The organism is Giesbergeria giesbergeri, from assembly GCF_054779375.1.
Genome location: NZ_BAAGYJ010000001.1, coordinates 590,926 through 615,631, shown reverse-complemented (window position 1 = coordinate 615,631; position 24,706 = coordinate 590,926). Strand labels below are relative to the sequence as shown.

The 24,706-nt window shown below is 58.1% G+C and carries 26 protein-coding genes, 1 tRNA gene and 1 pseudogene; 17 read left to right on the top strand and 11 right to left on the bottom strand.

From position 1 onward, the window contains the following. The first annotated feature begins 31 nt into the window (after positions 1 to 31). The 3 genes from ACYVB2_RS02830 (at position 32) to ACYVB2_RS02820 (ending at position 2,874) form a co-directional block, all read left to right on the top strand. On the top strand, positions 32 to 676 hold the full coding sequence (locus ACYVB2_RS02830) for a cyclic nucleotide-binding domain-containing protein (protein WP_382429231.1): 645 nt from the start codon (positions 32 to 34) through the stop codon (positions 674 to 676). A 51-nt stretch (positions 677 to 727) separates the two neighbouring features. Next, the gene (locus ACYVB2_RS02825) at positions 728 to 1,864 is read left to right on the top strand and encodes a PilT/PilU family type 4a pilus ATPase (RefSeq protein WP_460535173.1); all 1,137 of its coding nucleotides are present in this window, start codon (positions 728 to 730) and stop codon (positions 1,862 to 1,864) included. Between the two features lie 95 nt (positions 1,865 to 1,959). Continuing rightward, positions 1,960 to 2,874 (top strand): NAD(P)-dependent oxidoreductase, encoded by a 915-nt coding sequence (locus tag ACYVB2_RS02820; protein ID WP_382429235.1) that lies wholly within the window; start codon positions 1,960 to 1,962, stop codon positions 2,872 to 2,874. 13 nt (positions 2,875 to 2,887) lie between these two features. Here the strand turns inward: ACYVB2_RS02820 and ACYVB2_RS02815 are convergent, their stop codons facing one another. The 3 genes from ACYVB2_RS02815 to ACYVB2_RS02805 form a co-directional block, all read right to left on the bottom strand. Further along, positions 2,888 to 3,544 (bottom strand): BON domain-containing protein, encoded by a 657-nt coding sequence (locus ACYVB2_RS02815; protein ID WP_382429237.1) that lies wholly within the window; start codon positions 3,542 to 3,544, stop codon positions 2,888 to 2,890. Further along, positions 3,544 to 4,122, bottom strand: a complete 579-nt coding sequence (locus ACYVB2_RS02810; RefSeq protein WP_382429239.1) for an SIS domain-containing protein — start codon at positions 4,120 to 4,122, stop codon at positions 3,544 to 3,546. The genes ACYVB2_RS02815 and ACYVB2_RS02810 overlap by 1 nt, the downstream gene beginning before the upstream one ends. Positions 4,123 to 4,192: 70 nt before the next feature. Beyond that, complete coding sequence (locus tag ACYVB2_RS02805) at positions 4,193 to 4,594, bottom strand: YraN family protein (RefSeq protein WP_382429241.1); 402 nt, start codon at positions 4,592 to 4,594, stop codon at positions 4,193 to 4,195. Here ACYVB2_RS02805 and rsmI point away from each other — a divergent pair. The 5 genes from rsmI (at position 4,594) to ACYVB2_RS02780 (ending at position 8,991) form a co-directional block, all read left to right on the top strand. After that, positions 4,594 to 5,514, top strand: coding sequence for a 16S rRNA (cytidine(1402)-2'-O)-methyltransferase (gene rsmI, locus ACYVB2_RS02800; RefSeq protein WP_382429243.1), 921 nt, complete (start codon positions 4,594 to 4,596; stop codon positions 5,512 to 5,514). The two genes, ACYVB2_RS02805 and rsmI, sit on opposite strands and share 1 nt — an antisense overlap. 11 nt (positions 5,515 to 5,525) lie before the next feature. Then, entirely contained in the window at positions 5,526 to 5,750 is a 225-nt protein-coding gene (locus ACYVB2_RS02795; protein ID WP_382429245.1) for a cysteine-rich CWC family protein, read from the top strand. Further along, on the top strand, positions 5,747 to 7,222 hold the full coding sequence (locus ACYVB2_RS02790; protein ID WP_382429247.1) for a DHA2 family efflux MFS transporter permease subunit: 1,476 nt from the start codon (positions 5,747 to 5,749) through the stop codon (positions 7,220 to 7,222). The genes ACYVB2_RS02795 and ACYVB2_RS02790 overlap by 4 nt, the downstream gene beginning before the upstream one ends. Positions 7,223 to 7,255: 33 nt before the next feature. Continuing rightward, positions 7,256 to 8,020: a class II glutamine amidotransferase gene (locus ACYVB2_RS02785; RefSeq protein WP_382429249.1), complete on the top strand. Its 765-nt coding sequence runs from the start codon at positions 7,256 to 7,258 to the stop codon at positions 8,018 to 8,020. Between the two features lie 155 nt (positions 8,021 to 8,175). Continuing rightward, positions 8,176 to 8,991 carry a tetratricopeptide repeat protein gene (locus tag ACYVB2_RS02780; protein WP_382429251.1) on the top strand — a complete coding sequence of 272 codons (816 nt, stop codon included), beginning with the start codon at positions 8,176 to 8,178 and terminating at the stop codon, positions 8,989 to 8,991. Between the two features lies 1 nt (position 8,992). On the opposite strand, the gene ACYVB2_RS02775 is transcribed toward ACYVB2_RS02780, so the two are convergent. Next, positions 8,993 to 9,784, bottom strand: coding sequence for a type III pantothenate kinase (locus ACYVB2_RS02775; protein WP_382429253.1), 792 nt, complete (start codon positions 9,782 to 9,784; stop codon positions 8,993 to 8,995). Positions 9,785 to 9,891: 107 nt separating this feature from the next. Between ACYVB2_RS02775 and lysM the strand changes: the two genes are divergently transcribed. Beyond that, positions 9,892 to 10,368 carry a peptidoglycan-binding protein LysM gene (gene lysM, locus ACYVB2_RS02770; RefSeq protein ID WP_382429255.1) on the top strand — a complete coding sequence of 159 codons (477 nt, stop codon included), beginning with the start codon at positions 9,892 to 9,894 and terminating at the stop codon, positions 10,366 to 10,368. A gap of 24 nt (positions 10,369 to 10,392) precedes the next feature. On the opposite strand, the gene ACYVB2_RS02765 is transcribed toward lysM, so the two are convergent. From ACYVB2_RS02765 to ACYVB2_RS02750, 4 genes and pseudogenes are all read right to left on the bottom strand, one after another. After that, entirely contained in the window at positions 10,393 to 10,737 is a 345-nt protein-coding gene (locus ACYVB2_RS02765) for a rhodanese-like domain-containing protein (protein ID WP_382429779.1), read from the bottom strand. Between the two features lie 267 nt (positions 10,738 to 11,004). After that, positions 11,005 to 11,505 (bottom strand): annotated as a pseudogene (locus ACYVB2_RS02760) (MBL fold metallo-hydrolase); the annotation flags it as partial. A gap of 133 nt (positions 11,506 to 11,638) precedes the next feature. Continuing rightward, positions 11,639 to 11,715: transfer RNA gene (locus ACYVB2_RS02755), tRNA-Pro, on the bottom strand. 38 nt (positions 11,716 to 11,753) lie between these two features. Continuing rightward, positions 11,754 to 12,683, bottom strand: a complete 930-nt coding sequence (locus ACYVB2_RS02750) for a polyprenyl synthetase family protein (protein ID WP_382429257.1) — start codon at positions 12,681 to 12,683, stop codon at positions 11,754 to 11,756. 216 nt (positions 12,684 to 12,899) lie between these two features. Here ACYVB2_RS02750 and rplU point away from each other — a divergent pair, with 216 nt between their 5' ends. The 4 genes from rplU (at position 12,900) to proB (ending at position 16,016) form a co-directional block, all read left to right on the top strand. Further along, positions 12,900 to 13,211, top strand: a complete 312-nt coding sequence (gene rplU, locus ACYVB2_RS02745) for a 50S ribosomal protein L21 (protein ID WP_091459059.1) — start codon at positions 12,900 to 12,902, stop codon at positions 13,209 to 13,211. 15 nt (positions 13,212 to 13,226) lie between these two features. Further along, positions 13,227 to 13,487, top strand: a complete 261-nt coding sequence (gene rpmA / locus ACYVB2_RS02740; RefSeq protein WP_091459058.1) for a 50S ribosomal protein L27 — start codon at positions 13,227 to 13,229, stop codon at positions 13,485 to 13,487. A gap of 171 nt (positions 13,488 to 13,658) precedes the next feature. Then, complete coding sequence (cgtA, locus tag ACYVB2_RS02735; RefSeq protein WP_382429260.1) at positions 13,659 to 14,753, top strand: Obg family GTPase CgtA; 1,095 nt, start codon at positions 13,659 to 13,661, stop codon at positions 14,751 to 14,753. Positions 14,754 to 14,861: 108 nt separating this feature from the next. Continuing rightward, positions 14,862 to 16,016, top strand: a complete 1,155-nt coding sequence (proB, locus tag ACYVB2_RS02730) for a glutamate 5-kinase (RefSeq protein WP_382429262.1) — start codon at positions 14,862 to 14,864, stop codon at positions 16,014 to 16,016. A gap of 7 nt (positions 16,017 to 16,023) precedes the next feature. Here proB and ACYVB2_RS02725 read toward each other — a convergent pair whose 3' ends face one another. Further along, complete coding sequence (locus ACYVB2_RS02725) at positions 16,024 to 16,701, bottom strand: RNA pyrophosphohydrolase (protein ID WP_382429264.1); 678 nt, start codon at positions 16,699 to 16,701, stop codon at positions 16,024 to 16,026. Positions 16,702 to 16,792: 91 nt separating this feature from the next. On the opposite strand from ACYVB2_RS02725, the gene ACYVB2_RS02720 reads away from it, so the two are divergent. From ACYVB2_RS02720 to ACYVB2_RS02705, 4 genes are all read left to right on the top strand, one after another. After that, positions 16,793 to 18,538 (top strand): proline--tRNA ligase, encoded by a 1,746-nt coding sequence (locus tag ACYVB2_RS02720; RefSeq protein WP_382429266.1) that lies wholly within the window; start codon positions 16,793 to 16,795, stop codon positions 18,536 to 18,538. After that, complete coding sequence (locus ACYVB2_RS02715; RefSeq protein WP_382429268.1) at positions 18,535 to 19,209, top strand: lytic transglycosylase domain-containing protein; 675 nt, start codon at positions 18,535 to 18,537, stop codon at positions 19,207 to 19,209. Before ACYVB2_RS02720 ends, ACYVB2_RS02715 begins: the two co-directional genes overlap by 4 nt. A gap of 127 nt (positions 19,210 to 19,336) precedes the next feature. After that, the gene (locus ACYVB2_RS02710; RefSeq protein ID WP_382429270.1) at positions 19,337 to 20,608 is read left to right on the top strand and encodes a hypothetical protein; all 1,272 of its coding nucleotides are present in this window, start codon (positions 19,337 to 19,339) and stop codon (positions 20,606 to 20,608) included. A 16-nt stretch (positions 20,609 to 20,624) separates the two neighbouring features. Beyond that, positions 20,625 to 22,919, top strand: a complete 2,295-nt coding sequence (locus ACYVB2_RS02705; protein WP_382429272.1) for a CHAT domain-containing protein — start codon at positions 20,625 to 20,627, stop codon at positions 22,917 to 22,919. Here the strand turns inward: ACYVB2_RS02705 and paeA are convergent. Together paeA and grxD are read right to left on the bottom strand one after the other, a co-directional pair. Beyond that, complete coding sequence (gene paeA / locus ACYVB2_RS02700; protein WP_460535158.1) at positions 22,895 to 24,223, bottom strand: polyamine export protein PaeA; 1,329 nt, start codon at positions 24,221 to 24,223, stop codon at positions 22,895 to 22,897. The genes ACYVB2_RS02705 and paeA overlap by 25 nt on opposite strands. Before the next feature lie 122 nt (positions 24,224 to 24,345). Further along, entirely contained in the window at positions 24,346 to 24,666 is a 321-nt protein-coding gene (grxD, locus tag ACYVB2_RS02695; RefSeq protein WP_382429276.1) for a Grx4 family monothiol glutaredoxin, read from the bottom strand. Between the last annotated feature and the right edge of the window lie 40 nt (positions 24,667 to 24,706).

Below are 24,706 nucleotides of genomic sequence, written 5' to 3'. Positions count from 1 at the left end.
ACCGTTGTTGGGTGGCAACAGGAGTTTTCCCATGAAGGGTATTTTGAATATGTGGCGACCTTCGGCACATGCCGAAAGTGATGCGTCGCACGCGGCTGACTCTCAAGACTCGGTGTTTTTTTCCACGGCATTTTCTGAGCATGGTGGAGAAGAAGTGCCGATGGTGCCTTGGGAGGCCAGGGCCGTGGAGGTGGGGGCCAAGCGCATGCCGGCGGGGCATGGCAGCAAGTTGTTGCAGGAGTTGTGCGCCAAGAACAAATACATGGCGCAGTTGCCACCCGAACTGATGGCACGGATGGGCGAATTCTTTGATTTTGCCCAGGTGCCCTCTGACCGCGATGTGGTGCGCCAAGATGAATATGGCAACTTCATGTTCTTCTTGCTCTCGGGCACGATGGCCGTCAACCGTGTCCAGCCTTGGGGGGAGAAGCTGCTATTGGCGCAAACCCGCCCCGGTGATCTGATCGGCGAGATGTCGTTGCTCGATAGCGGCATTCGCTTCTCAGCTTGCACCACCATGACCGAGTGCGAAATCGCAGTGCTCAGTGCGCAGGCGTTGGACGAAATGATGGTGAGAGATCCCCATCTGGCCGCCGCCTTGGTGGCCGTGTTGGCGCGCAAGCTCTGCGTGCGTTTGCGAGCGGTCAGTGCCCATCTGGGCGACAACCAAAAATAAGATCAATGTGGATGACTGGCCCGGTAGTGCCAGTATGAGGGAGCCCCCCCGATGGAACGCGATCAGGCCAGTAAATTCATCAATGATCTGCTGCGGCTCATGGTCAGCCGCCACGGTAGCGATCTGTTCATTACGGCAGAGTTTCCGCCCGCGATCAAGGTCGATGGGGTGGTTACCAAGGTGTCACCCCAACCGTTGTCGCCTGGCCATACGCTGACGCTGGCGCGCGCCATCATGAGCGATAAGCAAGCGGCGGAGTTTGAGCGCACCAAAGAGTGTAATTTCGCCATTTCACCTGCCGGTATTGGCCGTTTTCGGGTAAATGCTTTTGTGCAGCAGGGCCGGGTTGGCATGGTGTTGCGGACGATTCCGCTGAATCTGCCCACCATTGATGGTTTGGGTATGCCACAGGTGCTCAAAGAAGTGACGATGACCAAGCGGGGCTTGTGCATTTTGGTCGGGGCTACTGGTTCGGGCAAATCGACCACGCTGGCAGCCATGGTGGATTGGCGCAATGAAAACTCTTTTGGTCACATCATCACGATTGAAGACCCGGTGGAGTTTGTTCATCCACACAAAAACTGTGTAGTGACCCAACGCGAAGTGGGGCTGGATACAGACAGTTGGGAGGCCGCGCTCAAAAACACTTTGCGTCAGGCACCTGATGTGATTTTGATGGGTGAAATCCGCGACCGCGAGACGATGGAGCATGCGATTGCTTTCTCGGAAACGGGCCACCTGTGTATGCCCACTTTGCACGCCAACAGTGCCAATCAGGCGCTTGATCGGGTGATCAACTTCTTTCCTGAAGAGCGCCGTGCCCAGTTGCTGATGGATTTGTCACTCAACCTGCGTGCCATGATTTCTCAGCGCCTGCTGCCCAAGCAAGATGGCAAGGGCCGGGCGGCGGCGGTGGAGGTGATGCTCAACACACCCTTGATTGCAGACCTGATCTTCAAGGGGGAGGTCTCAGAGATCAAGGAGATCATGAAAAAGAGCCGCAATCTGGGCATGCAAACCTTTGATCAAGCCCTGTTTGATCTGTTTGAGTCCAATATCATCACTTACGAGGATGCCTTGCGCAATGCCGATTCGGTCAATGACTTGCGCTTGCAAATCAAGCTGGGCAGCCAGCGTGCGCGCAGCACCGATTTGGCTTCGGGCACTGAGGACTTTGCCATTGTCTGAGGCGTAGTTCGCAGCACGGTGGGTCGTTTTTGTTGCGGTCTGCTTTGGCGAGCAGGCCGTTTTCTGTATTCAACGCATTTCAACGGATTTTTTTCATGGCTGGCACCAATTCCCGCTCTTACGATGCTGTTCCTTCCCGCAAAGTCGCTTTTATCGGCTTGGGGGTCATGGGCTACCCGATGGCTGCCCATTTGGCACTGGCCGGGCACCAAGTGACGGTGTACAACCGCAACACGGCCAAGGCTTTGGCGTGGTGCGAGGAGTACGCCTCCGCAGGATCTGTGCGCCATGCACTTACCCCGCGTTTGGCCGCGCAGGGGGCCGATATGGTGTTTTGCTGCGTGGGCAACGATGATGATTTGCGCTCGGTGGTGTTGGGCGCTGATGGCGCTTTTGCGGGCATGGAGCCGGGGGGGATTTTTGTTGATCACACCACGGCTTCAGCGGAAGTGGCACGCGAGTTGTATGGTGCTGGGCGTACGCTGGGGCTGCATTTCATCGATGCCCCGGTGTCGGGCGGCCAAGCTGGGGCGCAAAATGGCCTGCTCACGGTGATGTGTGGTGGCGATCAGGCACCGTTTGATGCTGTGCAGCCCGTGGCCATGGCGTTTTCGCGGGCCTTTACCCGTCTGGGAGACTCTGGGGCGGGGCAGCTTACCAAGATGGTGAACCAAATTTGCATTGCCGGACTGGTGCAGGGCTTGGCCGAGGCCGTGGCTTTTGGTCAGCGTGCCGGGCTGGACATGAACCAAGTGTTGGATGTGATTGGCAAGGGGGCCGCGCAAAGTTGGCAGTTGGACAACCGGGGCAAAACCATGGTGGCGCGGGAGTTTGACTTTGGCTTTGCGGTGGACTGGATGCGCAAGGATTTGGGGTTGGTGCTGGCCGAAGCACGGCGCAATGGCGCCCGCTTGCCCGTCACGGCGCTGGTGGATCAGTTTTATGGCGATGTGCAGGGCATGGGCGGCCAGCGTTGGGACACCTCCAGCCTGATTCAGCGGCTGGATTGAACGTCAACGCAGCTCAACGTGGGCTGCTGTTGCCGCTGCCGGTGGTGTCTGGGCGGGTGATGCTCATGCGCGACAGCTCATCTTCGCTCAGGTATTCAAACATCCGCACTACTTTCACCACACCAGTGACGCCGCTGGCCAGGGCGGCGGCCCGTTGGGCCTCGCGTTGGGTAACACGCCCAAGCAGGTAGACCACGCCGCGCTCTGTCACGACTTTAAAGGCGTTGGCCGTGAGGTCTTTGGCATCTACCAAACTGGCGCGCACCTTGCCCGTGATGAAGGTGTCATTGGAACGCTGGGCCAAAGTTGTGGAAGGCATGGCCGCCACCTCATTGACGACCGAGCGCACGTTTTCCAGACTGCGAATCAGTTCTTGCACCCGTTGGCGATCGGCGGCGGTGGGCACCTCGCCAGTCAGCAGCACCTGACGGTTGTAGCTGGTGATATTGACATGAATGCGGTCACCGTATTGGCCGTGCAGCAGATTGACGGCATGCAGCTCAATGCCTTCGTCCTCGACTTGGGTGCCTGTGGTGCGGCGGTCTGCGGCCACAATGCCACCCAGGGCTACGCCACCCAACACCACTGGAGCACATCCCACCAAGGCCGTGCCCAAAGTGCTGGCCGCTAGCACCAGGGGCAAAACACGGTGGATAGAAAATTTTTGCATCAGCTTTCTTCCTGTTCACCAAACAATTGCGCATCTACCCCATCGCACAGGCAATGGATGATGAGGGTGTGGACTTCCAGCACCCGTGCTGCGCGGTCATGGGGTACGCACAAGAGCACATCGGTCTCGCGCAACACCGAGGCCAAGCGTCCTGCGCTGCGGCCACTCAGGGCCACGATGCTCATATCACGTTCATGGGCGGCTTCTACGGCGGCCAATACCCCGGCATCGTTGCCATCTACACACAAGGCCAGCAGCAGGTCTCCGGCTTGTCCCAACGCCCGTACTTGGCGAGCAAAGGGTTGCTGCGTGGTGCCAAGCAAGGCGCTGTCAGAAGAGAGTGCGAGTGCGGCAAATTCGGGGCGCTCGCGTTCAAAACCAGCCAGACAAAATGCCACGAACTGCAAGGCGTGGCCTACCGAAGGGCCACTGCCACAGGCCAGAATTTTGCCGCCTCCTGTGATGCAGGCAAGCATAGCCTGTACAGCATCGGCAATCGGCTTGCCCAGGTCTTGTGCGGTCTGGTATTGCAAATCGGCACTGTCGATGAAGTGCTGTTGGATGCGTTGCTCTAGCATGGCGGCGATGATACCTGTATCGTGTTATCGATTTGCTAGCAAATGCAGAAGGCTGCACGGGTATTGGGGCTTACTGGGCATCAAATGCGGCTTGTAGCCACTCTAGGGTGTCGCCTTCTATCAGTACAGCATCAAAGCGGCATGCAGGCGGTGTTGGCAAGCGCATCAGGTAATGGCGTGCCGCAAAAATGATGCGCCGCTGCTTGGCAGCATGGATACTGGCCCCGGCACTGCCAAAATCGCTGCGGCTGCGGCTGCGCACCTCCACAAAGACAACGGTACCGTCTTGGTCACGCACAATCAGGTCAATCTCACCACCACCACGTCCGGGCGTTCGATAATTGCGTACCAACAGACGCAAGCCTGCCGCTTGCAAATGTGCCAAGGCCCGCTCTTCAGCGGCTTGGCCTTTTTGCTGTGTGGTGGCAGATGCCGCAGAGGCACTGGCTGCTTTTTTACCGAGGAATTCCATTGAGCGCATCTTTTGCTTCAGCCCTGGGAGCCGCCCGCGATGCGGCGGCTGCGCAGCATTATCCCCAAGGCGCCTTGTATGTGGTGGCTACGCCGATTGGCAACTTGGCTGACATCACCTTGCGCGCTTTGCATGTGTTGCAGTTGGCCGATACCTTGGCCTGTGAAGACACACGCCACACCCACGGTCTGCTACGGGCCTATGGGATTGACAAGAGCGGCGCACAAATGTTGGCTTTGCACCAGCACAACGAGGCAGAGGCAGCGCAGACGGTATTGGCCCGTTTGCAGGCAGGGCAACGGGTGGCCTATGTCAGTGATGCGGGCACGCCGGGGGTCAGTGATCCGGGTGCCCGTCTGGTGGCTACCGTGCGGGCTGCGGGACTGCGGGCCATGCCCTTGCCGGGGGCTAGCAGCGTGACGTCTGCATTGAGCGTGGCGGGGGCGGTAGCCCCTGCTGGGGTCGATACTGGCTTTGTTTTTGCCGGTTTTTTGCCTGTCAAAAATGCCGAGCGTGCCGCCTGCGTGCAGCGTTTGGCATCAGAGACACGCTGCGTGGTGTTGCTCGAAGCGCCCCACCGCATTACCGATCTGGCCCAGGCGTTGGCCGTGTTGGGCGAGCGTCCCGTCACGTTGGCGCGTGAAATCAGTAAGCAGTTTGAAGAAATCACCACACAGCCCGCACAGCAACTGCTGGCTTGGTTGCAAGGAGATACACAACGTGCCAAGGGCGAGTTTGTGGTGCTACTGCATCCGGTGTGGGTGGTGGACGGGGCAGATGAGAGCCAGCGCGTGCTTGAGCTGCTGCTGCCCGAGTTGCCACTCAAAACCGCAGTGCGTTTGGCGGCCCAAATCACGGGTGCCCCGCGCAATGCCCTGTATGACCGCGCCCTGGCATTGCGCCAGTCCGAGCAAGAGTGAGCGCCTTCACCATGAATCCAAACGCCCCGATTGACAACCTTTCTTGGACAGCCTCTTGTCCCCTGTGTGGACGTCCTAACCAATGCGCCGTGGCATTGGGGAAGCCGCCACAAACCTGCTGGTGCATGACCACCCCCATGAGCCTACTGGCATTGGCCGTATTGCCAGAGCAAGAGCGTGGTCAGCGTTGCATTTGCCCTGCCTGCGCACAAGGCACAGATATCCCCCGCCCATGAGTGGCCCGGACTCGGTTGCCGCACTCAAAGCCCGGTACGGCGAGAATTACCGCTGGTTGCTGCTGTTGTCGGTGATGGTGGGCACGATGGCTTCCATCATGTCCTCTACGGTGGTCAATGTAGCCATCCCTGGCATGAGTCAGCACTTTGCCTTGGGGCAAGAGAGGGCACAGTGGGTGTCTTCGGGGTTCATGATGGCTACGGCCGTGGCCATGCTCACCACCCCTTGGTTGCTGACCCGCTACGGCTATCGCACCACCTATGCTGGAGCCATGTTGCTGTTGCTGATCGGTGGGCTTGTGGGAGGAAGCACCCACCAGTTCGATTGGGTCTTGTTGGCCCGTGTGGCCGAGGGGTTGGCTGCGGGCGTTGTGCAACCTATTCCAGCCGTCATCATTCTTCATGCCTTCCAGCCCCATGAGCAGGGGCGAGCCAGTGGCATCTTTGGTATGGGCGTTGTCTTGGCACCGGCATTGGGGCCGAGCGTGGGTGGCCTGTTGGTGGATTGGTGGGGCTGGCGCTCCATTTTTTTCATGGTGGTACCGTTGTGTGTGGCATCGTTGTGGCTGGCCTACCGCTTTGTGCCGGTGACCGGCCCTGGCGGCACACAGGCCGGGCGTCACACGGCAGCTCTGGACTGGCGGGGATTGTTGCTGGGGGCTATTGGCACGCTCTGCCTGCTCAATGGATTGGTGACGCTGCACAGCGGCCCCGCTGCCCAATCTGCCATCCTGTTGGGGGCGGCCTTGGTGGCAGTGCTGGCCTTTGTTTGGTGGCAGCAACGCCAGACCGCCAGCGGCGCGCAACCCTTGATGGATCTACGCATCTTTGCGTACCGCCCATTTGCGATGGGCAGCGTAGTCGCTTTTATCTATGGCACGGCATTATTTGGCTCCACCTATCTGCTGCCGGTATTCATGCAGGTGGGTTTGGGCCTATCGGCCTCCCATGTGGGCACTATCATGCTGCCCGCCGGGCTGGTGTTGGCTATCACTATTCCCGTGGTGGGGCGCATGGCCGATCGCCAGCCTACCCACCGCTTGGTGATGATCGGTCTGGCCCTGATGGCCGTATCCTTTATCTTGATGGTCTGGGTGCGCCAAGATGCCACGCTCTGGGTCTTGGTGCTCTTTACCATCGTCGGACGCATTGGGCTGGGCTTTGTGCTGCCCTCGCTCAACTTGGGTGCGATGCGACCACTAGACAAAACCTTGATCTCGCAAGGCTCTAGCGCCATCAGCTTTTTGCGCACTCTGGGGGGTGCGGCAGGTGTGGGCTTGTGTGGCATTGTGCTGGAGTGGAGGTTGGCCGCCCACGGCACCTCACTGCATGCCCCAGTCGCAGGTGCCCAACGCATGGCAGCTTTTGGCGAGGCCTTTCTGATGTTGGGTGCTCTGTGCCTGTTGGCCTTGGTGGCCGCTTGGCAGTTGCGCGTGCCACACTCTGCGCCTGTGACGCCGCCTGCTCCCTGAAACCCCCTCCTGTCCCATCGCGAAAGCCTAGCCATGTGTCAATTGCTTGGAATGAACAGCAACACCCCTACCGATGTCACCTTCAGCTTTACTGGCTTTGCCCAGCGGGCTGGACACACGGGGGATCATTGCGATGGGTGGGGCATTGCCTTTTTTGAAGACAAGGGCGTGCGCCATTTTGTGGACCACCAACGGGCAGTTGACTCACCCATTGCCGACTTGATTCGCCGCTATCCCATTCAGAGCCGTAACGTCATTGCCCATATCCGCAAGGCCACTCAAGGCGTGGTGAGCTTAGAAAATTGCCATCCCTTTGTGCGTGAACTGTGGGGGCGCTATTGGGTCTTTGCACACAACGGCGATTTGAAAGACTTTCGTCCCCGCTTGCACAGCCATTTTCATCCCGTAGGTGCCACCGACAGCGAACATGCTTTTTGCTGGATCATGCAGGAGCTGGCCAAATCCCATGCCGATGTGCCCAGTGTGGCCGAACTGACCCTCACCCTGCGTGAGCTGGCCGCACGCATTGCTCCGCATGGCACCTTCAATTTTTTGCTCTCCAACGGTCAGGCACTGTGGGCCCATGCGTCTACCCAGCTCTACTACATTGAACGCCAGCACCCATTTGCCGAGGCGCAATTGGCCGATGAAGACATGCGCGTGGACTTCTCTACCCAGACCGCCCCAACCGACCGGGTGGCCGTGATCGTGACGGCACCATTGACCAACAACGAAATTTGGCACCCTTTTCGTTCTGGAGAATTGAAGGTCTTTGTCAACGGCCAAGTGTGCGCCTGACCGCAGTGCTGCGGTGGGTGGATGTTGCATTGCAGCGTGCAATTGCTCGGTTAGCTCGATAGAGTGAGGGTGACTGCATTTCTTGCCCCAGTTTTGTGACTCTCTACGCCTGCGCCCCTATTGATCCTACCGTGTCTTGCACAGGAGATTCGCCCATGGCGAGATGGACTCTCTTTCCTTACCCCCACCGCTATCAGTACGATAGTGCGGGTTTGGCTGCCCAGTGGCTGAATCTCCACCGTGGGGATGCAGAGCCGCTGCCATCAGACGCCCCAGTGCTGGCAGCTTGGGTACTGTTTCACAACGGTCACTTTCAGCAGGCCATGGAGGCAGGACTGGCCGCCGGTACTTTTGCGGGTATCACGGTGGCTAACCTGTCCACCATCATCCACGCCCGTTACCTAGAAAAGCGCGAGCGTACCCGCCAAGAGCTGTTTTTGGAAGTGGCTGAACGCGCCCAAATACAGATACAAAGCCAGCCCGACAACCCCAATGCTTGGTACTGTCACGGCTACGCACTGCAACACTACAGCCAAGGCATCAGTGTGGCCAAGGCGCTGGCCCAAGGAGTGGGCAACAAGGTCAAACACTCATTGGAGCGGGCCATTGCATTGGCACCTGCACACGCCGATGCCCGCATGGTTCTAGGCGTTTTCCATGCTGAAGTCATCGACAAGGTGGGGCCATTAATTGGTGGCATGACTTATGGTGCCAAAAAAGACGTGGCTTTGCGCCTGTTCCAAGAAACCTTGCAGTTGCAACCAGAATCGGCCTTGGCCCGAACCGAGTATGCCGATGCCCTGATCATGCTGGAGGGTAGCGCCCGCATGGCCGAGGCCACTGCCCTTTATGAGCAGGCCGCGCGCAGCACGCCGTTGGATGCGGCGCAATATCTCGCCACCGAAATGGCCCAAACAGAATTGGCTACCGAAGAGTATGGCGATTGGGTAGCGATGGCAAGCAAGTCTTGAGTCAGAAGAGCGCGAGGCCACTCTCACCACGGACAAAGCGGCGGGTGGCTATTTCCAGCAAGCCATCAAAGATCAGGTTATCGACCAGTTCAAACGGGCGGCCCATGCTGGGGGCCATCTTCCAGCCCGCTCCCCCGGTCATCATGCAGGCCGGTTCTGCCCCACAGTGCTGAATCACATGCTGCACCATCCGCTCCACCGCCCCGGCAATGGCAAAAGTGCCGCCACTGGTCAGGGCATCACTGGTATTGGTAGGAAACATGCACACTTCACCTGTGGGCACATGCAGCCCTGCTGTGCCCGACTCTAGCGCCCGCAGCATGATGCCGTGTCCTGGCAGGATGAACCCCCCCAAAAAATGCCCTTCGGCATCAATGGCCTCCACCGTCACGGCAGTGCCCACCATCACCACCACCAATGGGCGTTTGGGGCCGTGGGCCAGCAGCCGCTGGCGCGCGCCAATCATGGCAATCCAACGATCACAGCCTAAACGTGCAGGATGATCGTAGCCGTTGATGAGTCCAGCCTCTTGTGCGGAGGCTACCACCCACTGGGCCGATACGTCCCATATCTCCATCTGCTCTTCAACACGGCGCTTGATGGCGTCGCCGGCCACCACACAGCCCAACATGCGTGTGGGGGCTGGCAATTGTGCCCACCCGCCTTCGGCCAATCGGTCTACATGGTCAAGAAACTCTGCACCTTGCGCTAACAGCGCCGCCCCTGGGCAGGGAGCCTCGTACAGCGCCCATTTGAGGCGGGTATTGCCGATGTCAATGGCCAGGAAAGTCATGCGGCGCATTATCCCGAGTTTTGTTGACACATCTTTTTACTGTGCCGAAGGCGCTGGTTTGGCGCTACAGTGCAAGCTTCTGATCCAGCCACCACAGGAGAGAGCACATGGGCCTTTTCAGTTTTATCCAAGATGCCGGCGAAAAGCTGTTTGGCGGCAAGGAGGCAGCAGCAGCCACACCGTCCTCCCAAGAAGAGCGCAATGCCAAGGCAGCGCAAGCGATTACTGCTTATATCGCTACGCAAAACTTGGGCGTGACCGATGTGCAGGTGAGCTACGATGGTGTGCAAGGTCTTGTCACCGTGCAAGGGCAGGCACCTACCCAAGCAGCCAAAGAGAAAGTCACCTTGTGCTGCGGCAATGTCTCTAGCGTTACCCAGGTTGAGAACCTGATGAACGTGGCTAGCCCAGAGGCCCAAGCCCAGTTCCATGATGTGGTGCGTGGCGATACCTTGTCGGCTATTGCCAAAAAGTTTTATGGCGATGCCAACAAGTACCCCAAAATTTTTGAAGCCAACCAGCCCATGCTTAGCCACCCAGACAAAATTTATCCGGGCCAGAAGCTGCGCATTCCGCCACTGTGATGGGGCGTGGGCTGTGATGGCTGCTCAGCCTTGGCGCCAAGGCAGGCCATGAAAGCGCCAGCCCCCCTTGAGGCCGCGGTGGGCATGCTGGTCTGGATCGCCTTCAAAACCCTCCAGAATGTTGTAGGCCACCAGCCCCAGTTCAGTGGCCCGCCGCGCTGCAGCCACTGAGCGCACACCGCTGCGGCATAGCAGTAGCACCTTCTGGCCCGCAGGCACAGCAGCGTGTAGCTGGGCATCAAAATCGGGGTTCATGGTCATGCCGGGCCATTGCTTCCAAGCCACAGCTGCTGCGCCGGGCACTTCGCCCACCCAGGCGCGTTCGGCATCGGTGCGCACGTCCACCAGCACAGCCTCTCCCTCTTGCATCCACTGCCAAGCCAGCAAGGGGGAGATGTCACCGGCATAGCCATCGGCGGCCAGTGGCGCTTGCCCTGTCGCAGGGTGAGCATCGTGGCGCAACCCCGATTGCAAATTGGCAGGCACGGCCTCGTCCATGCGCTGGGGGCGAGGCAAGTGCAGCGTATGCATCAAGGCCACAAAATCGGCCTCGCTGCGCCCTGCTAGGCGGACATTGTTCTTTTTCTCGGCACCGATACTGGAATGGCTGCGCCCTTGGTAATCGTGACCAGGCCAAACGGTGGTGTCATCGGGCAGGCAAAACAGCTGCTGGGTAATGCTGTGGTAGAGCGCATGTGCATCGCCGGACTGAAAGTCGGTGCGCCCGCAGCCGTTGATCAGCAAGGTGTCGCCGGTAAAGACATGGTCGTGCCACTGATAAGACATGCTGCCTGCGGTGTGACCAGGCGTGTGCAAGGCATGCAGCACTTCATTGCCAAAGTGGAGGTTGTCATGGTGCTGCAACTGCACCATTGCTGTGCCAATGCCGCAAGCGGCCGGTGTTGCAGTGCGTGCGCCAGTGTGCTCAGCCAGCAGTCGGGCACTGGTGATATGGTCAGCATGGGCATGGGTTTCCACAATCCAGCGTAGCGTTAAGCCATAAGTTTGCAGCACATCCAGATCGCGTTGCAGTTGCGTATCCACTGGGTCAATAATCAGCGCCTCACGCGTGGCCGGGTCGTGCAACACATAGGTGTAGGTGCTGGAGGCAGGATCAAACAATTGCAAGGGGATCATGGTTGGGATGGTCTGTGTGGAGGTGATCGTCTTCAACGGCTGGTGCATTGCGCTGGCAGACATGGTAGCCATTCCTAGGCACCAACAAAAAACCCGCCAACTGGTCTGAGTTGGCGGGTCTTGTTTTATTTGGTGGTCGGGGTGAGAGGATTCGAACCTCCGGCCTCTACGTCCCGAACGTAGCGCTCTACCAGGCTAAGCTACACCCCGATGTTTTGCTGCTTGCATGGCACCATCGCGCTGAAAAGTCAGGCCCGGCGCTCCAAAAGCTGAGCCGCCAATTGTAGCAAACAGGCCGAATAATCATTGGTTGGCAGCTGTGTCAAGGCCGTCATCGCCCGTTGCGCTTCGGCTGCGGCCGCATCGCGGGCAGCCAACAAAGCACCGGTTTCTCGCACGATGGTCACAATCTGCTCTAGCCTATCGGCACTGCCATTTTCAATGGCGTGGCGCACGATGGCCGCCTGCTCTGGCGTGCCTTGTTGCATGGCAATAATCAGCGGTAGTGTGGCCTTGCCTTCGCGCAGGTCATCACCCAGATTTTTGCCCAATTCGGCGGGGTCACCATCGTAGTCCAGCACATCGTCAATGATTTGGAAAGCCGTGCCCAGTGCCTGACCATAGGTGGCACAGGCCTGTTCTACCTCTGCAGAGCTACCCGCCAGCACGGCTGCCAAGCGTGCACTGGCCTCAAACAGCTTGGCCGTTTTAGAGCGGATCACCAGCAGATAGCCCTCGGCACTGAGCGAGGCATCGTGCATGTTCATCAGTTGCAGCACCTCCCCTTCGGAGATGATGTTGGTGGCCTCAGCCAAAATCTCCATGATGCGCATCTGGCCCACTTCCACCATCATCTGGAAGGCGCGGGAATACAGAAAGTCGCCCACCAACACACTGGCCGGGTTGCCAAAAGTTTCGTTGGCCGTGGGGCGACCCCGGCGCAGGGTGGAGTCGTCCACCACATCGTCGTGTAGCAAAGTGGCTGTATGGATGAATTCCACTACCGCTGCCAGCGAGAAGCGGTGCGCCTGCGCGTAACCCAGGGCACCACTGACCATCAGCAGCAGAGCAGGGCGCAGGCGCTTGCCACCCGCAGCAATGATGTAATGTGAAATCTGGCCCACTAGAGGGACGCCAGAGGCGAGACGGTCGGCAATGACCTGATCGACCGCACGCATGTCATCCTGAATGAGAGCAAGCGGAGAGGCGGTGGTGCCAGAGGGTGGGGGGGCTGAAGCTGTCAAGGTAATGGTCGCTAACGGTGGGCGAAATTATAGGAAGCTGTGCCGATCTGGTGGCAGCCGACGGGGACTATGCAACGATATGACCGGGCTGATAGAATCATGGGTTCCGTGAAGATTCTTTCATGGAAACTCACAATCCAAGAGGTTCACATGTACGCGGTCATAAAAACCGGCGGCAAGCAGTATCGCGTTGCTTCCGGCGAAAAAATCAAAGTAGAACAGATTGCTGCGGACGTAGGCCAGGAAATCGTGATCGACCAAGTTTTGGCTGTTGGCAACGGCGCTGAAATCAAGGTTGGCACACCCCTGGTGTCCGGCGCAACCGTGAAGGCAACGGTAGTTGCCCACGGCAAGCACGACAAAGTGCACATCTTCAAGATGCGCCGTCGCAAGCACTATCAAAAACGCCAAGGTCACCGTCAGCAGTTCACCGAACTGCAAATCGGCGATATTGCTGCTTAAGCAAGGAGCTAAGTCATGGCACAGAAAAAAGGCGGCGGCTCTACGCGAAACGGGCGCGATTCCAAGCCCAAAATGCTCGGCGTGAAGGCTTTCGGCGGTGAATTGATCAGCGCCGGCTCGATCATCGTTCGCCAACGTGGCACCAAGTTCCATCCCGGCCCCAATGTCGGTTTGGGCAAAGACCACACACTGTTTGCACTGGTGGATGGCCATGTGTCGTTTTCGACCAAGGGCGCACTGTCCAAGCACACAGTCACTGTGACTGCAGCAGCCTGAGGCCTCGCGCTCTCACTGCACACCAAGCCCCGACTGGTCGGGGCTTTGCTTTTTCAGGCGCGCAGTGCCGCTAGCGTCACTGCATGCCAAGCGCCCCGCCCGCCGGGGCTTTATGCTTTCTGGCTGACAGGGGTCGCCGGACAAGCCGCTGTTTTGTACACTGGAATCCTGATGAAATTCGTTGACGAAGCCTACATAGACATTGCCGCCGGTGATGGTGGCAATGGTTGCGTGTCGTTCCGGCACGAAAAATACAAGGAATTCGGTGGCCCCAATGGTGGCGACGGTGGTCGGGGGGGGCATGTGTTTGCGGTGGCTGATCCCAACCTCAACACGCTGGTGGATTTTCGCTATTCGCGCCGCTACGAAGCCAAGCGCGGTGAGCACGGCATGGGCTCCGACATGTTTGGTTCTGCGGGCGACGATATCACGCTCAAAATGCCCGTCGGTACCATCATCACCGATGCCGACACCGGCGAAGTGCTGTACGAGTTGCTGAACCCCGGCGAAGTCATCACCATTGCCAAAGGAGGCGATGGTGGTTTTGGCAACCTGCGCTTCAAGAGCGCCATCAACCGGGCACCCCGGCAAAAAACACCGGGCTGGCCTGGTGAGCGCAAAGCACTCAAGTTAGAACTGAAAGTGCTGGCCGATGTGGGGCTGTTGGGGATGCCCAATGCTGGCAAATCCACATTTATCGCCGCGGTCTCCAATGCCCGGCCCAAGATTGCCGATTACCCTTTCACCACATTGCACCCCAATCTGGGGGTGGTGCGCGTGGGGCCAGAGCAGAGTTTTGTGATTGCCGATATTCCGGGGCTGATTGAAGGTGCTTCTGAGGGGGCTGGGCTGGGGCATCAATTCCTGCGCCATCTGCAACGCACCCGGTTGTTGTTGCATATCATTGACATGGCCCCGTTTGATGACAATGTGGATCCGGTGGCCCAAGCCAAGGCGATTGTGGGTGAGCTGAAAAAGTACGATAAAGCCCTCTACGACAAGCCGCGCTGGCTGGTGCTCAACAAGCTGGACATGGTGCCGCAGGAGGAGCGCGCGGCCAAAGTGGCTGATTTTGTCAAGCGATTCAAGTGGAAAGGGCCGGTGTTTGAGATTTCGGCGCTGACCCGCGAGGGCTGTGAAGCCCTGATCCATGCCATTTATCGCCATGTCAAAGCGCAACAAGTGGCCGAGCAAGCCCCAGTGGTGGAAGTTGATCCGCGGTTTGCCGAGGTCGATCCCCGCTTTGCGGGTACTGAACCTGGCTGAGCTGTCCCCCTCGTACTGCGCACACAGGGTAGATGTCTGTAGCGCAGTGTCCCGTTTGCTGTTGATCCATTGCTGCTTGCGCCTACCGCGCAACAGTGACAGTCCATGATGAACCAAAATCAAGTTTCGGATGTGTTGCACCGTGCGCACCGCCTGGTGGTCAAGGTAGGCTCCAGTCTGGTCACCAACGAAGGTCGGGGGCTGGATGAAGTGGCTATTGGTGAATGGAGCCGCCAATTGGCGGCGTTGGTGCGTGGCGGCGCAGATGGTGTGCCGCGCGAAGTCATCATGGTCTCTAGCGGTGCCATTGCCGAAGGCATGAAGCGCCTAGGCTGGACAACCCGCCCCAAAGAAATCCATGAGCTGCAGGCCGCTGCAGCCGTTGGTCAAATGGGGCTGGCGCAGATGTATGAGACCAAACTGCGCGAGAACGGCATTGGCAGCGCACAGGTGCTGCTCACCCATGCTGATCTGGCCGACCGCGAACGCTACCTCAACGCCCGCTCCACCTTGCTCACTCTGTTGGGCTTGGGTGTAGTGCCGGTCATCAACGAAAACGATACCGTGGTCAACGATGAGATCAAGTTTGGCGACAACGATACTTTGGGTGCCTTGGTCGCTAATCTGGTGGAAGCCGATGCCTTGGTCATTCTGACCGATCAAAAAGGGCTTTATACCGCTGATCCGCGCCGTGACCCTGCGGCACAGTTCGTTCACGAAGCCCAAGCGGGCGATCCGGCACTCGAAGCGATGGCCGGTGGCGCGGGCTCTAGCATCGGCAAGGGGGGCATGATCACCAAAATTCTGGCGGCCAAACGGGCGGCGGGCTCTGGTGCCTCGACCGTCATTGCTTGGGGCCGTGAGCCGGATGTATTGCTGCGCCTGACCCAAGGTGAAAGCATAGGCACGCTGTTGGTGGCGCAGACCGCCAAGACCCAGGCCCGCAAGCAATGGATGGCCGACCATCTGCAATTGCGTGGTGCGGTGGTGGTAGATGAGGGCGCTGCTGCCAAGTTGCGCCATGAGGGCAAAAGCCTGCTACCCATTGGCATGACGGCGGTAGAGGGCGAGTTTGCCCGAGGCGATGTCATTGCCATTCGTGATGCCTCCGGCATAGAAATCGCCCGTGGCCTGACCAACTATGCCAGCGCCGAAGCACGTTTGCTGTGCCGTAAGCCCTCGCCAGAGTTTGAACAGCTGCTCGGTTATGCCGCAGAACCCGAAATGGTGCACCGCGACAACTTGGTGCTGGCAGGCAGCTGAACCCACCTCACTTCATGGTCGCCGGAGCCTGGGTGGACTGCTGCGGCTCGGCCACAAAGTTGGTGCCAGGGTCGGGGTCGAACGTGGCACCCGGTGGCAACTCCATATCACGGTGCAACAGCAAATGGCCGTGGCGCAACAACATGCCCCCGTTGCCCTGCTCGGGGTCGCGGGCACGAAAGCTACCACGCAAATAGCGATTGCGTTGTTCGTGGCGGGGCAAAAAGCGTGCCAACTCTGTGAGCGCCATTTTGTAGACGCCCCTTTTAAACTCCACTACCACGTCTAGCGGCACCCAATAATCGTTCCAACGCCAGGCATCAAATTCCGGATGGTTGGTGGCCCGCAAATTCAGATCGGAGTCGTAGCCGATCAGTTGCAGCAAGTACCAAATTTGTTTTTGGCCTCTGTAGTGGCCGCGTGCATCGCGGCGGACGTACCTATCAGGCACCTCGTAGCGCAACCAGTCCCGGGTGCGGGCAACCACGCGCACATGATTGGGCTGCAAGCCCACCTCTTCGTGGAGTTCCCGAAACATGGCTTGTTCGGGTGTCTCACCCCGATCAATGCCACCTTGCGGAAACTGCCAGCTATGGGTACGTATGCGTTTGCCCCAGAACACCTGGTTTCTCTGGTTGAGCAGGATGATGCCGACGTTGGGCCGAAAGCCGTCCCGGTCAAGCATAATCAAACCCCAAATTTTTAAACTGAGCCCATTATGCACGGCCCCCTGCACGCCACAAGGGGAGCTTCTCCTATGGGCCAGCCGCATTGCGATGAAAGCCTCCCAGTTCCTGATTTCTACCCTCAAAGAAGCCCCTGCCGATGCTGAAGTAGTCAGCCACCAGCTCATGACCCGTGCGGGCATGATCAAAAAGCTGGGTGCTGGCATTTACAACTACATGCCTATGGGCCTGCGCGTGGTGCGCAAAGTTGAAGCCATTGTGCGTGAAGAAATGAACCGCGCTGGAGCCATAGAGCTGACCATGCCGGTGGTGCAACCCGCCGAGTTGTGGCAAGAAACGGGCCGCTTTGACAAGATGGGGCCAGAGATGATGCGCATTCGCGACCGGCATGGCCGCGACTTCGTTATTCAGCCCACCAGCGAAGAGGTGGTTACCGACATCGCTCGCCAAGAGCTGCGCAGCTACAAGCAGTTGCCCAAAAACCTGTACCAAATCCAAACCAAGTTCCGTGACGAACGTCGCCCCCGCTTTGGTTTGATGCGCGGGCGCGAGTTTGTCATGAAGGATGCCTACAGCTTTGACCGTGACCAAGCCAGCGCCAAAGCCAGCTACCAAGTCATGGCCGCCGCCTACCGGCGCATTTTTGACCGTTTTGGCCTGACCTACCGTGCCGTGGCTGCCGACAGCGGTGCCATTGGTGGTGACTTGAGTGAAGAATTTCAGGTGATTGCCGCCACTGGCGAAGACGCCATTGTCTATTGCCCAAACAGTGACTACGCCGCCAACATCGAAAAGGCCGAGGCGCTGCCACCCAGCCAACCCCGCCCTGCCGCCAGCCAGCCGCTCACCCAAGTGCCCACCCCCGGCAAAACCACCTGTGCCGATGTGGCCGCCTTGCTGGGCGTGCCGTTGCAACAGACCGTCAAATCCATGGTTTTGGCTACGGATCAGCTCAATGAGCAGGGCGAGATCGTGAAAAGCCAAGTTTGGCTGCTGCTGCTGCGCGGCGACCACGAGATGAACGAAATCAAAGTGGCTAAGGTGCCCGGTCTAGACCAAGGCTTCCGTTTTGCCTCCACCACCGAGATCCTCGAACATTTTGGTTGCGAGCCGGGCTATCTGGGGCCACTGAAGCTGCAAAAGCCAGTGCAACTGGTAGTAGACCGTGAAGTGGCGGTATTGGCCGATTGGATTTGCGGTGCCAATGTGGTTGATTTTCACACCAGCGGTGTCAACTGGGGCCGCGACCTGCCAGAGCCTGCACTGGTCATGGACTTGCGCAATGTGGTGGCTGGAGACCCATCGCCCGATGGTCAAGGTGCATTGGCGATTGAACGCGGCATTGAAGTGGGCCATGTGTTTTATTTGGGCACCAAATACTCCAAGGCCATGAACGCGAGCTTTCTGGCCGAAGATGGTAAGCCCGCTTTCTTCGAGATGGGCTGCTATGGCATTGGCATCACCCGCTTGCCTGCTGCGGCCATTGAGCAAAACCACGATGAGCGCGGCATTATTTGGCCCGATGCCATCGCGCCATTTACTGTGGTGCTGTGCCCTATTACCCCAGAGCGTTTTCCAGCCGTCAAAGAAGCCGCAGAAACCCTGTATGCGCAACTGCTGGCCGAAGGCATTGACGTGATTTTGGACGACCGTGGCGAGCGCCCAGGTGCCATGTTTGCCGACTGGGAGCTGATTGGTGTGCCGCACCGCGTCACGATTGGTGACCGGGGTCTGAAAGAAGGGTTGGTGGAGTATCAGCATCGCCGCGATGCTGCGGCCACCAAAATTGCCACCGCCGATGTTTTGGCCCACCTCAAGGGCCGACTGGCCGTATGAGCGCCCGATGCAATGCTGGTGCCGGGGTTTCGCGCCGCGCCAGCTTCGTATCGTTGGGGGCATGGATGGCGGCGCCCGGCTTATGGCTAGGGGCCGCCCCTTTAGCCCATGCTGGGGGCCAATTGGAAGAGCCTTTGATGGATTCCGTGCGCACGGCATTGAGTTCTGCCGTGCTCCAGCAGGCACCACCAGAGCCCGAGTTTGCCTCCACAGAGGCCCGTTTGGGCTACCTGCATTGGATGACGGCCATGAGTGAGCGCCTGCGCAAGCGCAAACCCGACTTGGAGGTGCGCCGCGACTTTTTGCAAACGGTTTGGTACGAAAGCAAACGGGCCGGATTGGATGTATCGCTGGTGTTGGGGCTCATTCAGGTAGAGAGCGCCTTTCGCAAATTTGCTATCTCTAGCGTGGGGGCGCGCGGCTATATGCAGGTGATGCCCTTTTGGACGCGGGTCATTGGCGATGGCGACCCCGGAAAATTGTTCCACATGCAAACCAACTTGCGTTTTGGTTGTGTGATTTTGCGCCATTATCTGGAGCGTGAACGGGGCGATCTGTTTTTGGCGCTGGGCCGCTATAACGGCAGCCGAGGCCGTGACCCCTACCCCAACGCCGTGTTTGCGGCGCAGCGCCATTGGATCTACAACGGTGCGGGCAGTACCGGGGCTTGAAAAACGGCCCCGCCACCGCTGAAAAAAGCCTACAACTTTTGTAATTTGTAGCAGAATCACACAGGTAGTTGCTACCAGTACATTCAGCTACAACTTCAGCAGCAATGCAACAAAAGGAGAGTGGGAGATGCACAAAAATATCATAGCGATGGCAGTAGCCACGGGTGGCTTTTTGATGGCGGGTGGGGCCGCAGCCACATGTGCCAACATCATAGACGTGATGACAGAGCGGCCTTATACGCTCAACATCAATGATTCCACGGTGGGGCGCTGTGCATCTGTGAATGAGTCCACTGCGCAGGGCTTTATTGACGCCCTCAAGACCACGCGCCTGACGGGTTTGTTTCCTGGTGCCAATAGCAACACGGATGGAATTTCGGCCCAAGCCAGTTTCAATAGCTTGCTGGTTAATCTCCATTTTCAGCCATCCAGCCCACAGTTGAGCTTTGTCATTCCTGAGTTGGGCATCAACGAGGCCTTCAATGGCAGAACGCGCGATGAAAGCCTAGACAAACTGGAAGACTACCTGAAGAACAACAATGTGATTGGCCGAATCATGAACTATCAGGCCAAGCATTCGCCGTTCAGCCCCATTACCGGACAAGGTGGGTTGATTCCCACCACCGTGGCGTCAGACTTTGGCAGCAGCTTTCTGGATGTAGCCACCAATGTAGCGGCCCCAGCGGCGCTGGCCAAGGAGGCCAGCCAAGATGGCAAGGCGGGCAATTTGCTTCAGGTGGGGTTGAACTACGGCTCAGGAAAAATCAACAGCACCAATACCAAGTTTCTCAGTATTCCGCTGTCTTACACCTTCCGTAATGATATTGATCCTCGGCGCCAACTGGTATTGCAATTGCCTATCACTTACAGTGATATTGGTGGTGCCAAGAGCATTCAAGCCGGGTTTGGTCTGGCTTATCGTATTCCCATGTCTGACCGTTGGACGCTCACGCCGGGCATTAAATATTCGTTTGTCGGCTCTGAGGATTTGGCAACCGTGGCGGGGCTGTATTCGGCCACGATTGGTAGTGCATACATTATTCCCATGACGGGGTTTGACATTGCCATTGGCAACATGCTGGGTATTTACAAAACCGGAAAATTCTCTTCGGGTGACTACGCTTTCAATCCGGACATCACCACCACCGGCATGCGCAACGGCATTATGCTGTTGCAACCTGTGACCATCAAGGGCTCTAAGATGTCGTTGGAATACTCTTTCATCGATACCCGTTATTTTGGTGACAAGCCGTTTGCCGACAATAGTCAAGAGATCGGCATTACCTTGGGCACCAATAAGAGTGCCTTTTCTGCACGCAGCTTCGTGCGGGCCGGTTTGGGCTATGCACATTCCAAGAGTGGCAATACTTGGAAGATGAACTTCGGCTACTGGTTCTAAGCCCACGGAGTTGGCCATGCGATCTCGTCTGTGCCGTGCCGTGGCTGCTGGGTGGTTGGCTGCTGTGGCGGGTGCGGCACAGGCGGGGTTGGATTTAGAGACGGTCAAGCTTGCAGCCAACGGGCAATATACGCAACTTGAAACTTTGCTTGAGACCGAGGCTGCCCAGCGCCCCTTGGGCACGCGTGATCGGCATGCGCTTTGTTTTGCCTATTCCAAAACCAAACGCTACGACCGTCTGTTTGCCTGTCTGGATCAATTGGCACGGCAGGTAGCTCAAGGGGATCGGCGCACACGCCTGTTTGGTTTGGATGATGCCACGCCCGCCATTGGGCTGATGCGGGCCGAGGCCCAACTGGAGTTGGGCCTGTATCCCGAGGCTGCGGCACAGGCCAAGGCGGTGATGGACTGGATTGCCCAAGAAGGCTCTGATGATCGGGACTTTGAGTTGCAAGCCATGTCCACACGCATTGTGGCTGCAGTGATGAATGGCGAGCGCAGTGATGCAGAAAAGCTGTTGCCACGGTTGGAAAAAATGTCCACCGCCTTTCCGCTGTTTGATGACTACATTCCCGTGCGGGTGTTTGCTGTGGCCCGCAGTTTGGCGGCGCTGGGCCGATTTGCCGAGGCCGCCACTCTCTTGGAAGGCGATCGGTATTTCAAACTGCGCCGATTTTTAGACAATTTGTTCAGTGGGGCTACCTTCCAGGGCTTGAACTACTGGATGTGGGCTGATTTGCCACGCGGCTATCTGCTGGCCAAGTGCCGTCTTGAAACGGGCCGCATTTCAGAGGCCAAGGCGGATCTGGATCGGCTGCTGGCCATTCCTGCAGCCAGTGCCAACGGCGAAATCTATTGGTTGATGCTGTTTGACCGTGGTCGCATTGCCGAGCAAGAAGGCCAGATAGAAGAGGCGATTCGGTACTATCGCCAAGCCATTGAAATCATTGAGCGCCAACGGGCCACCATCCAGACCGAAATCAACAAAATCGGTTTTGTGACCGATAAGCAGACGGTGTATGCACGGCTGGTCACAGCCAGCCTGCGTGTGGGGCAGCAGGCTGAGGCACTGGAGATTGCCGAGCGGGCCAAGTCGCGTGCCTTGGTGGATTTGTTGGCTGCCAAAAAAGAGTTTGGCCCAGATACCGCCAGCGAGCTGGCTCGGTTAGAAACTGCGGACAGCGAGATCAGGGTGCAGGGGGCCACTGATGTTGCTCAAGGGCTGCGCACCCGCAGCCAGTGGAGCCAAACCACGACCGATTTGCGCCAGCGCCGACCGGCATTGGCCTCTTTGGTGACCGTGGCTCCTGCCTCATTGCAGGCGATACAGAGCCGTTTGCGCCCTAATGAGGTGCTGCTGGAGTTTTATGGCTCCAAAGACAGCTTGGTGGCTTTTGTGGCCGATGGCAAGGGGGTCAAAGCCTTTGCACTGGAGGCTGCCGGACTGGAAGAAGACGTGCGCGCCTTGCGCCGAGCCATGACGGAGCAGGAAGAAGCGGTCAATGGCTTGGCCCGCAGGCTTTACCAGCGGCTGTTGGCTCCGATGTACCAAGACTGGGCAGGCAAAGATTTGCTGATTGTGCCGCACGGTGTGCTGCATTACCTGCCGTTTTCTATGCTCCACGATGGCAGCAATGCCTTGGTAGCCAAGGCCCATTTGCGTGTGCTGCCCAGCTCCAGCGTGTTGTTGTACCTGACGATGGCCCCCCATCGGCCCACCAAACCGTTGCTGGTTTTTGGCAATCCGGATTTGGGCGATGCCAAGCTCGACCTGCCCAGCGCCGATGCCGAAGCGCGCCACATTGCCAAGGGCATGGCCCAAAGCACTTTACTGCTGCGTGCTGCGGCCACCGAGACCGCCTTTAAAGAACTGGCACCGCATTACAAGTATGTGCATGTGGCATCGCATGGTCAGTTCAACGCCAGTACCCCGCTGGCATCGCGGTTGCTGTTGGCCAAGTCTGCACAGGACGATGGTTCCCTCACGGTCAATGAGCTCTATGGCCTGCGTTTTAGTGCCGATCTGATGGTGTTGTCGGCCTGCGAGACGGGCTTGGGCCGCATCATGAGTGGTGACGATTTGGTGGGGCTGACCCGTGCCTTCCTGTATTCGGGTGCCCACAACATTGTGGCAAGCCTTTGGGAAGTTGATGATGAAACTACGGCAGAGCTGATGCAGGATTTCTATCAAGCGGTAGCCGCAGGTGTGAGCAAAACCAAGGCATTGCGCGATGCACAAAATCGGTTGCGCCTTCGCCATCCGCATCCGTTTTATTGGTCTGCCTTTTATCTGACGGGTTCTGGCGATTGAGTCGGCAAGGCAGCACTGTCTGTGCTGCCCAAACGTGACACCATCACCTGATCGATACGATAGCTGTCTACATCCAGCACCTCGAACTTGTAGCCAGCACAACTGACGCTGTCGGTGCGCCGAGGCACGCGGCGCAGCATCACCATCAAAAAACCCGCCAAGGTTTCATAATCCCCGGCGTGTGGCAGTTCGTCCAAGTTGAGTACGCGCAATACATCACCGATGGGGGTGATGCCGTCAATGAGCCAAGAGTCGGCATCGCGTTGCACAATTTGCTCTTCGTCAAAGGGCGAGACCAAATCGCCCATCACGGTGCTCATCACATCGTTGAGCGTGACCACCCCCACCACCAAGCTGTATTCGTTGACGATGACAGCAAAATCTTCGTGGGCCAGCCTGAATTGGCTCAACACTTCGGCCAAGGTGAGCCGATCGGGCATGATGAGTACTTTGCGCACCAAGCTGTCGTCTTGCAACGAGATGGGCTGGTTGTTGAGCACCCGCTGGAACAAATCTTTGGCGTCAACGTAGCCGACCACATGGTCAATGTCTCCCTCGCACACGGGATAGGTGGAAAAAGGCTCTGCTGCAATGCGCAGCCGGATCACAGCATCAGACTCATCGCGGCGGAAAAACGAAATGCGTTCACGTTGCGACATGGCGCTACTGACCATGCGGGTGTCCAGCTCAAACACATTGGTAATGACTTGTTGTTCGCTGGCTGCCAGCACGCCCGCTTTGGTGCCTGCCTCCATCATGGCCAGAATATCGTCGGAGGTGATGCGATCATCACGCAGAGAAGACAAGCCCAGCAGCCTGAACAAGGCATCGGCACAGCGGCTATAGAACCAGACCAGTGGTCGTAACAGGGCCATCCACAACAGCATGGGCCGGTGCAAGCGCAGGGCCAGTCGCTCTGGCTCGGCCATGCCCAAACGCTTGGGCAGCAGATCAGACAACAGGATGAACAGCGAAGTGATGAGTAAAAAGGAGCTGAGGAACCCGGCGGTTTGCGCTGCTGGCATAGGCAACCACCAGCCAAAAAAATCTGTCAGGTAGGGGCTGAGTGCCCCTTCGCCCACAATACCGCCCAAAATAGCGACTGCATTTTGGCCGATCTGTACCACCGTGAAATAGTCCCCCGGCTGCTCTTGGGTGCGCAGCACCCGTGCCGCACGGGCATCACCATCATCGGCCATTTGGCGCAGCCGCAAGCGCCGCGAGGCCGCCAGAGAAATCTCGGCTGCAGAGAAAAATGCGCTGGTGGCAATTAATGCAGCGATGAACAGCAGGTGGTAGATCATCTTCGGGGCAGAAACACGGGATGTGCCGGAGGGTGTGCCGCAGTGCCAGTGTAGCTGCCTGGGCAAAAACAAAGAAGCCGCCCGCAGGCGGCTAGTACGGCCCAGTGTGCCCCGTCCAGAACTCAGGCTGCACCCAAAATTTGCTGCAACTCGCCCGATTCGTACATCTCCATCATGATGTCGGAGCCACCAATAAATTCACCCTTGATGTAGAGCTGGGGAATGGTGGGCCAGTGGCTGTATTCCTTGATGCCTTGGCGGATGGCGTCATCTTCCAGCACATTGACGGTGACTACCGTTTTGGGGTCTACGCCACAGGCTTTCAAAATTTGGATGGCACGCCCTGAAAAGCCGCATTGCGGAAAGCTGGCGGTGCCTTTCATGAACAGTAGAACGTTGCTGGATTTGACCAGGGTATCGATGCGTTGTTGGGTGTCGCTCATGGGAAAGGTTTCTCTGTATCGGCTAAAAGATGCGCGATTA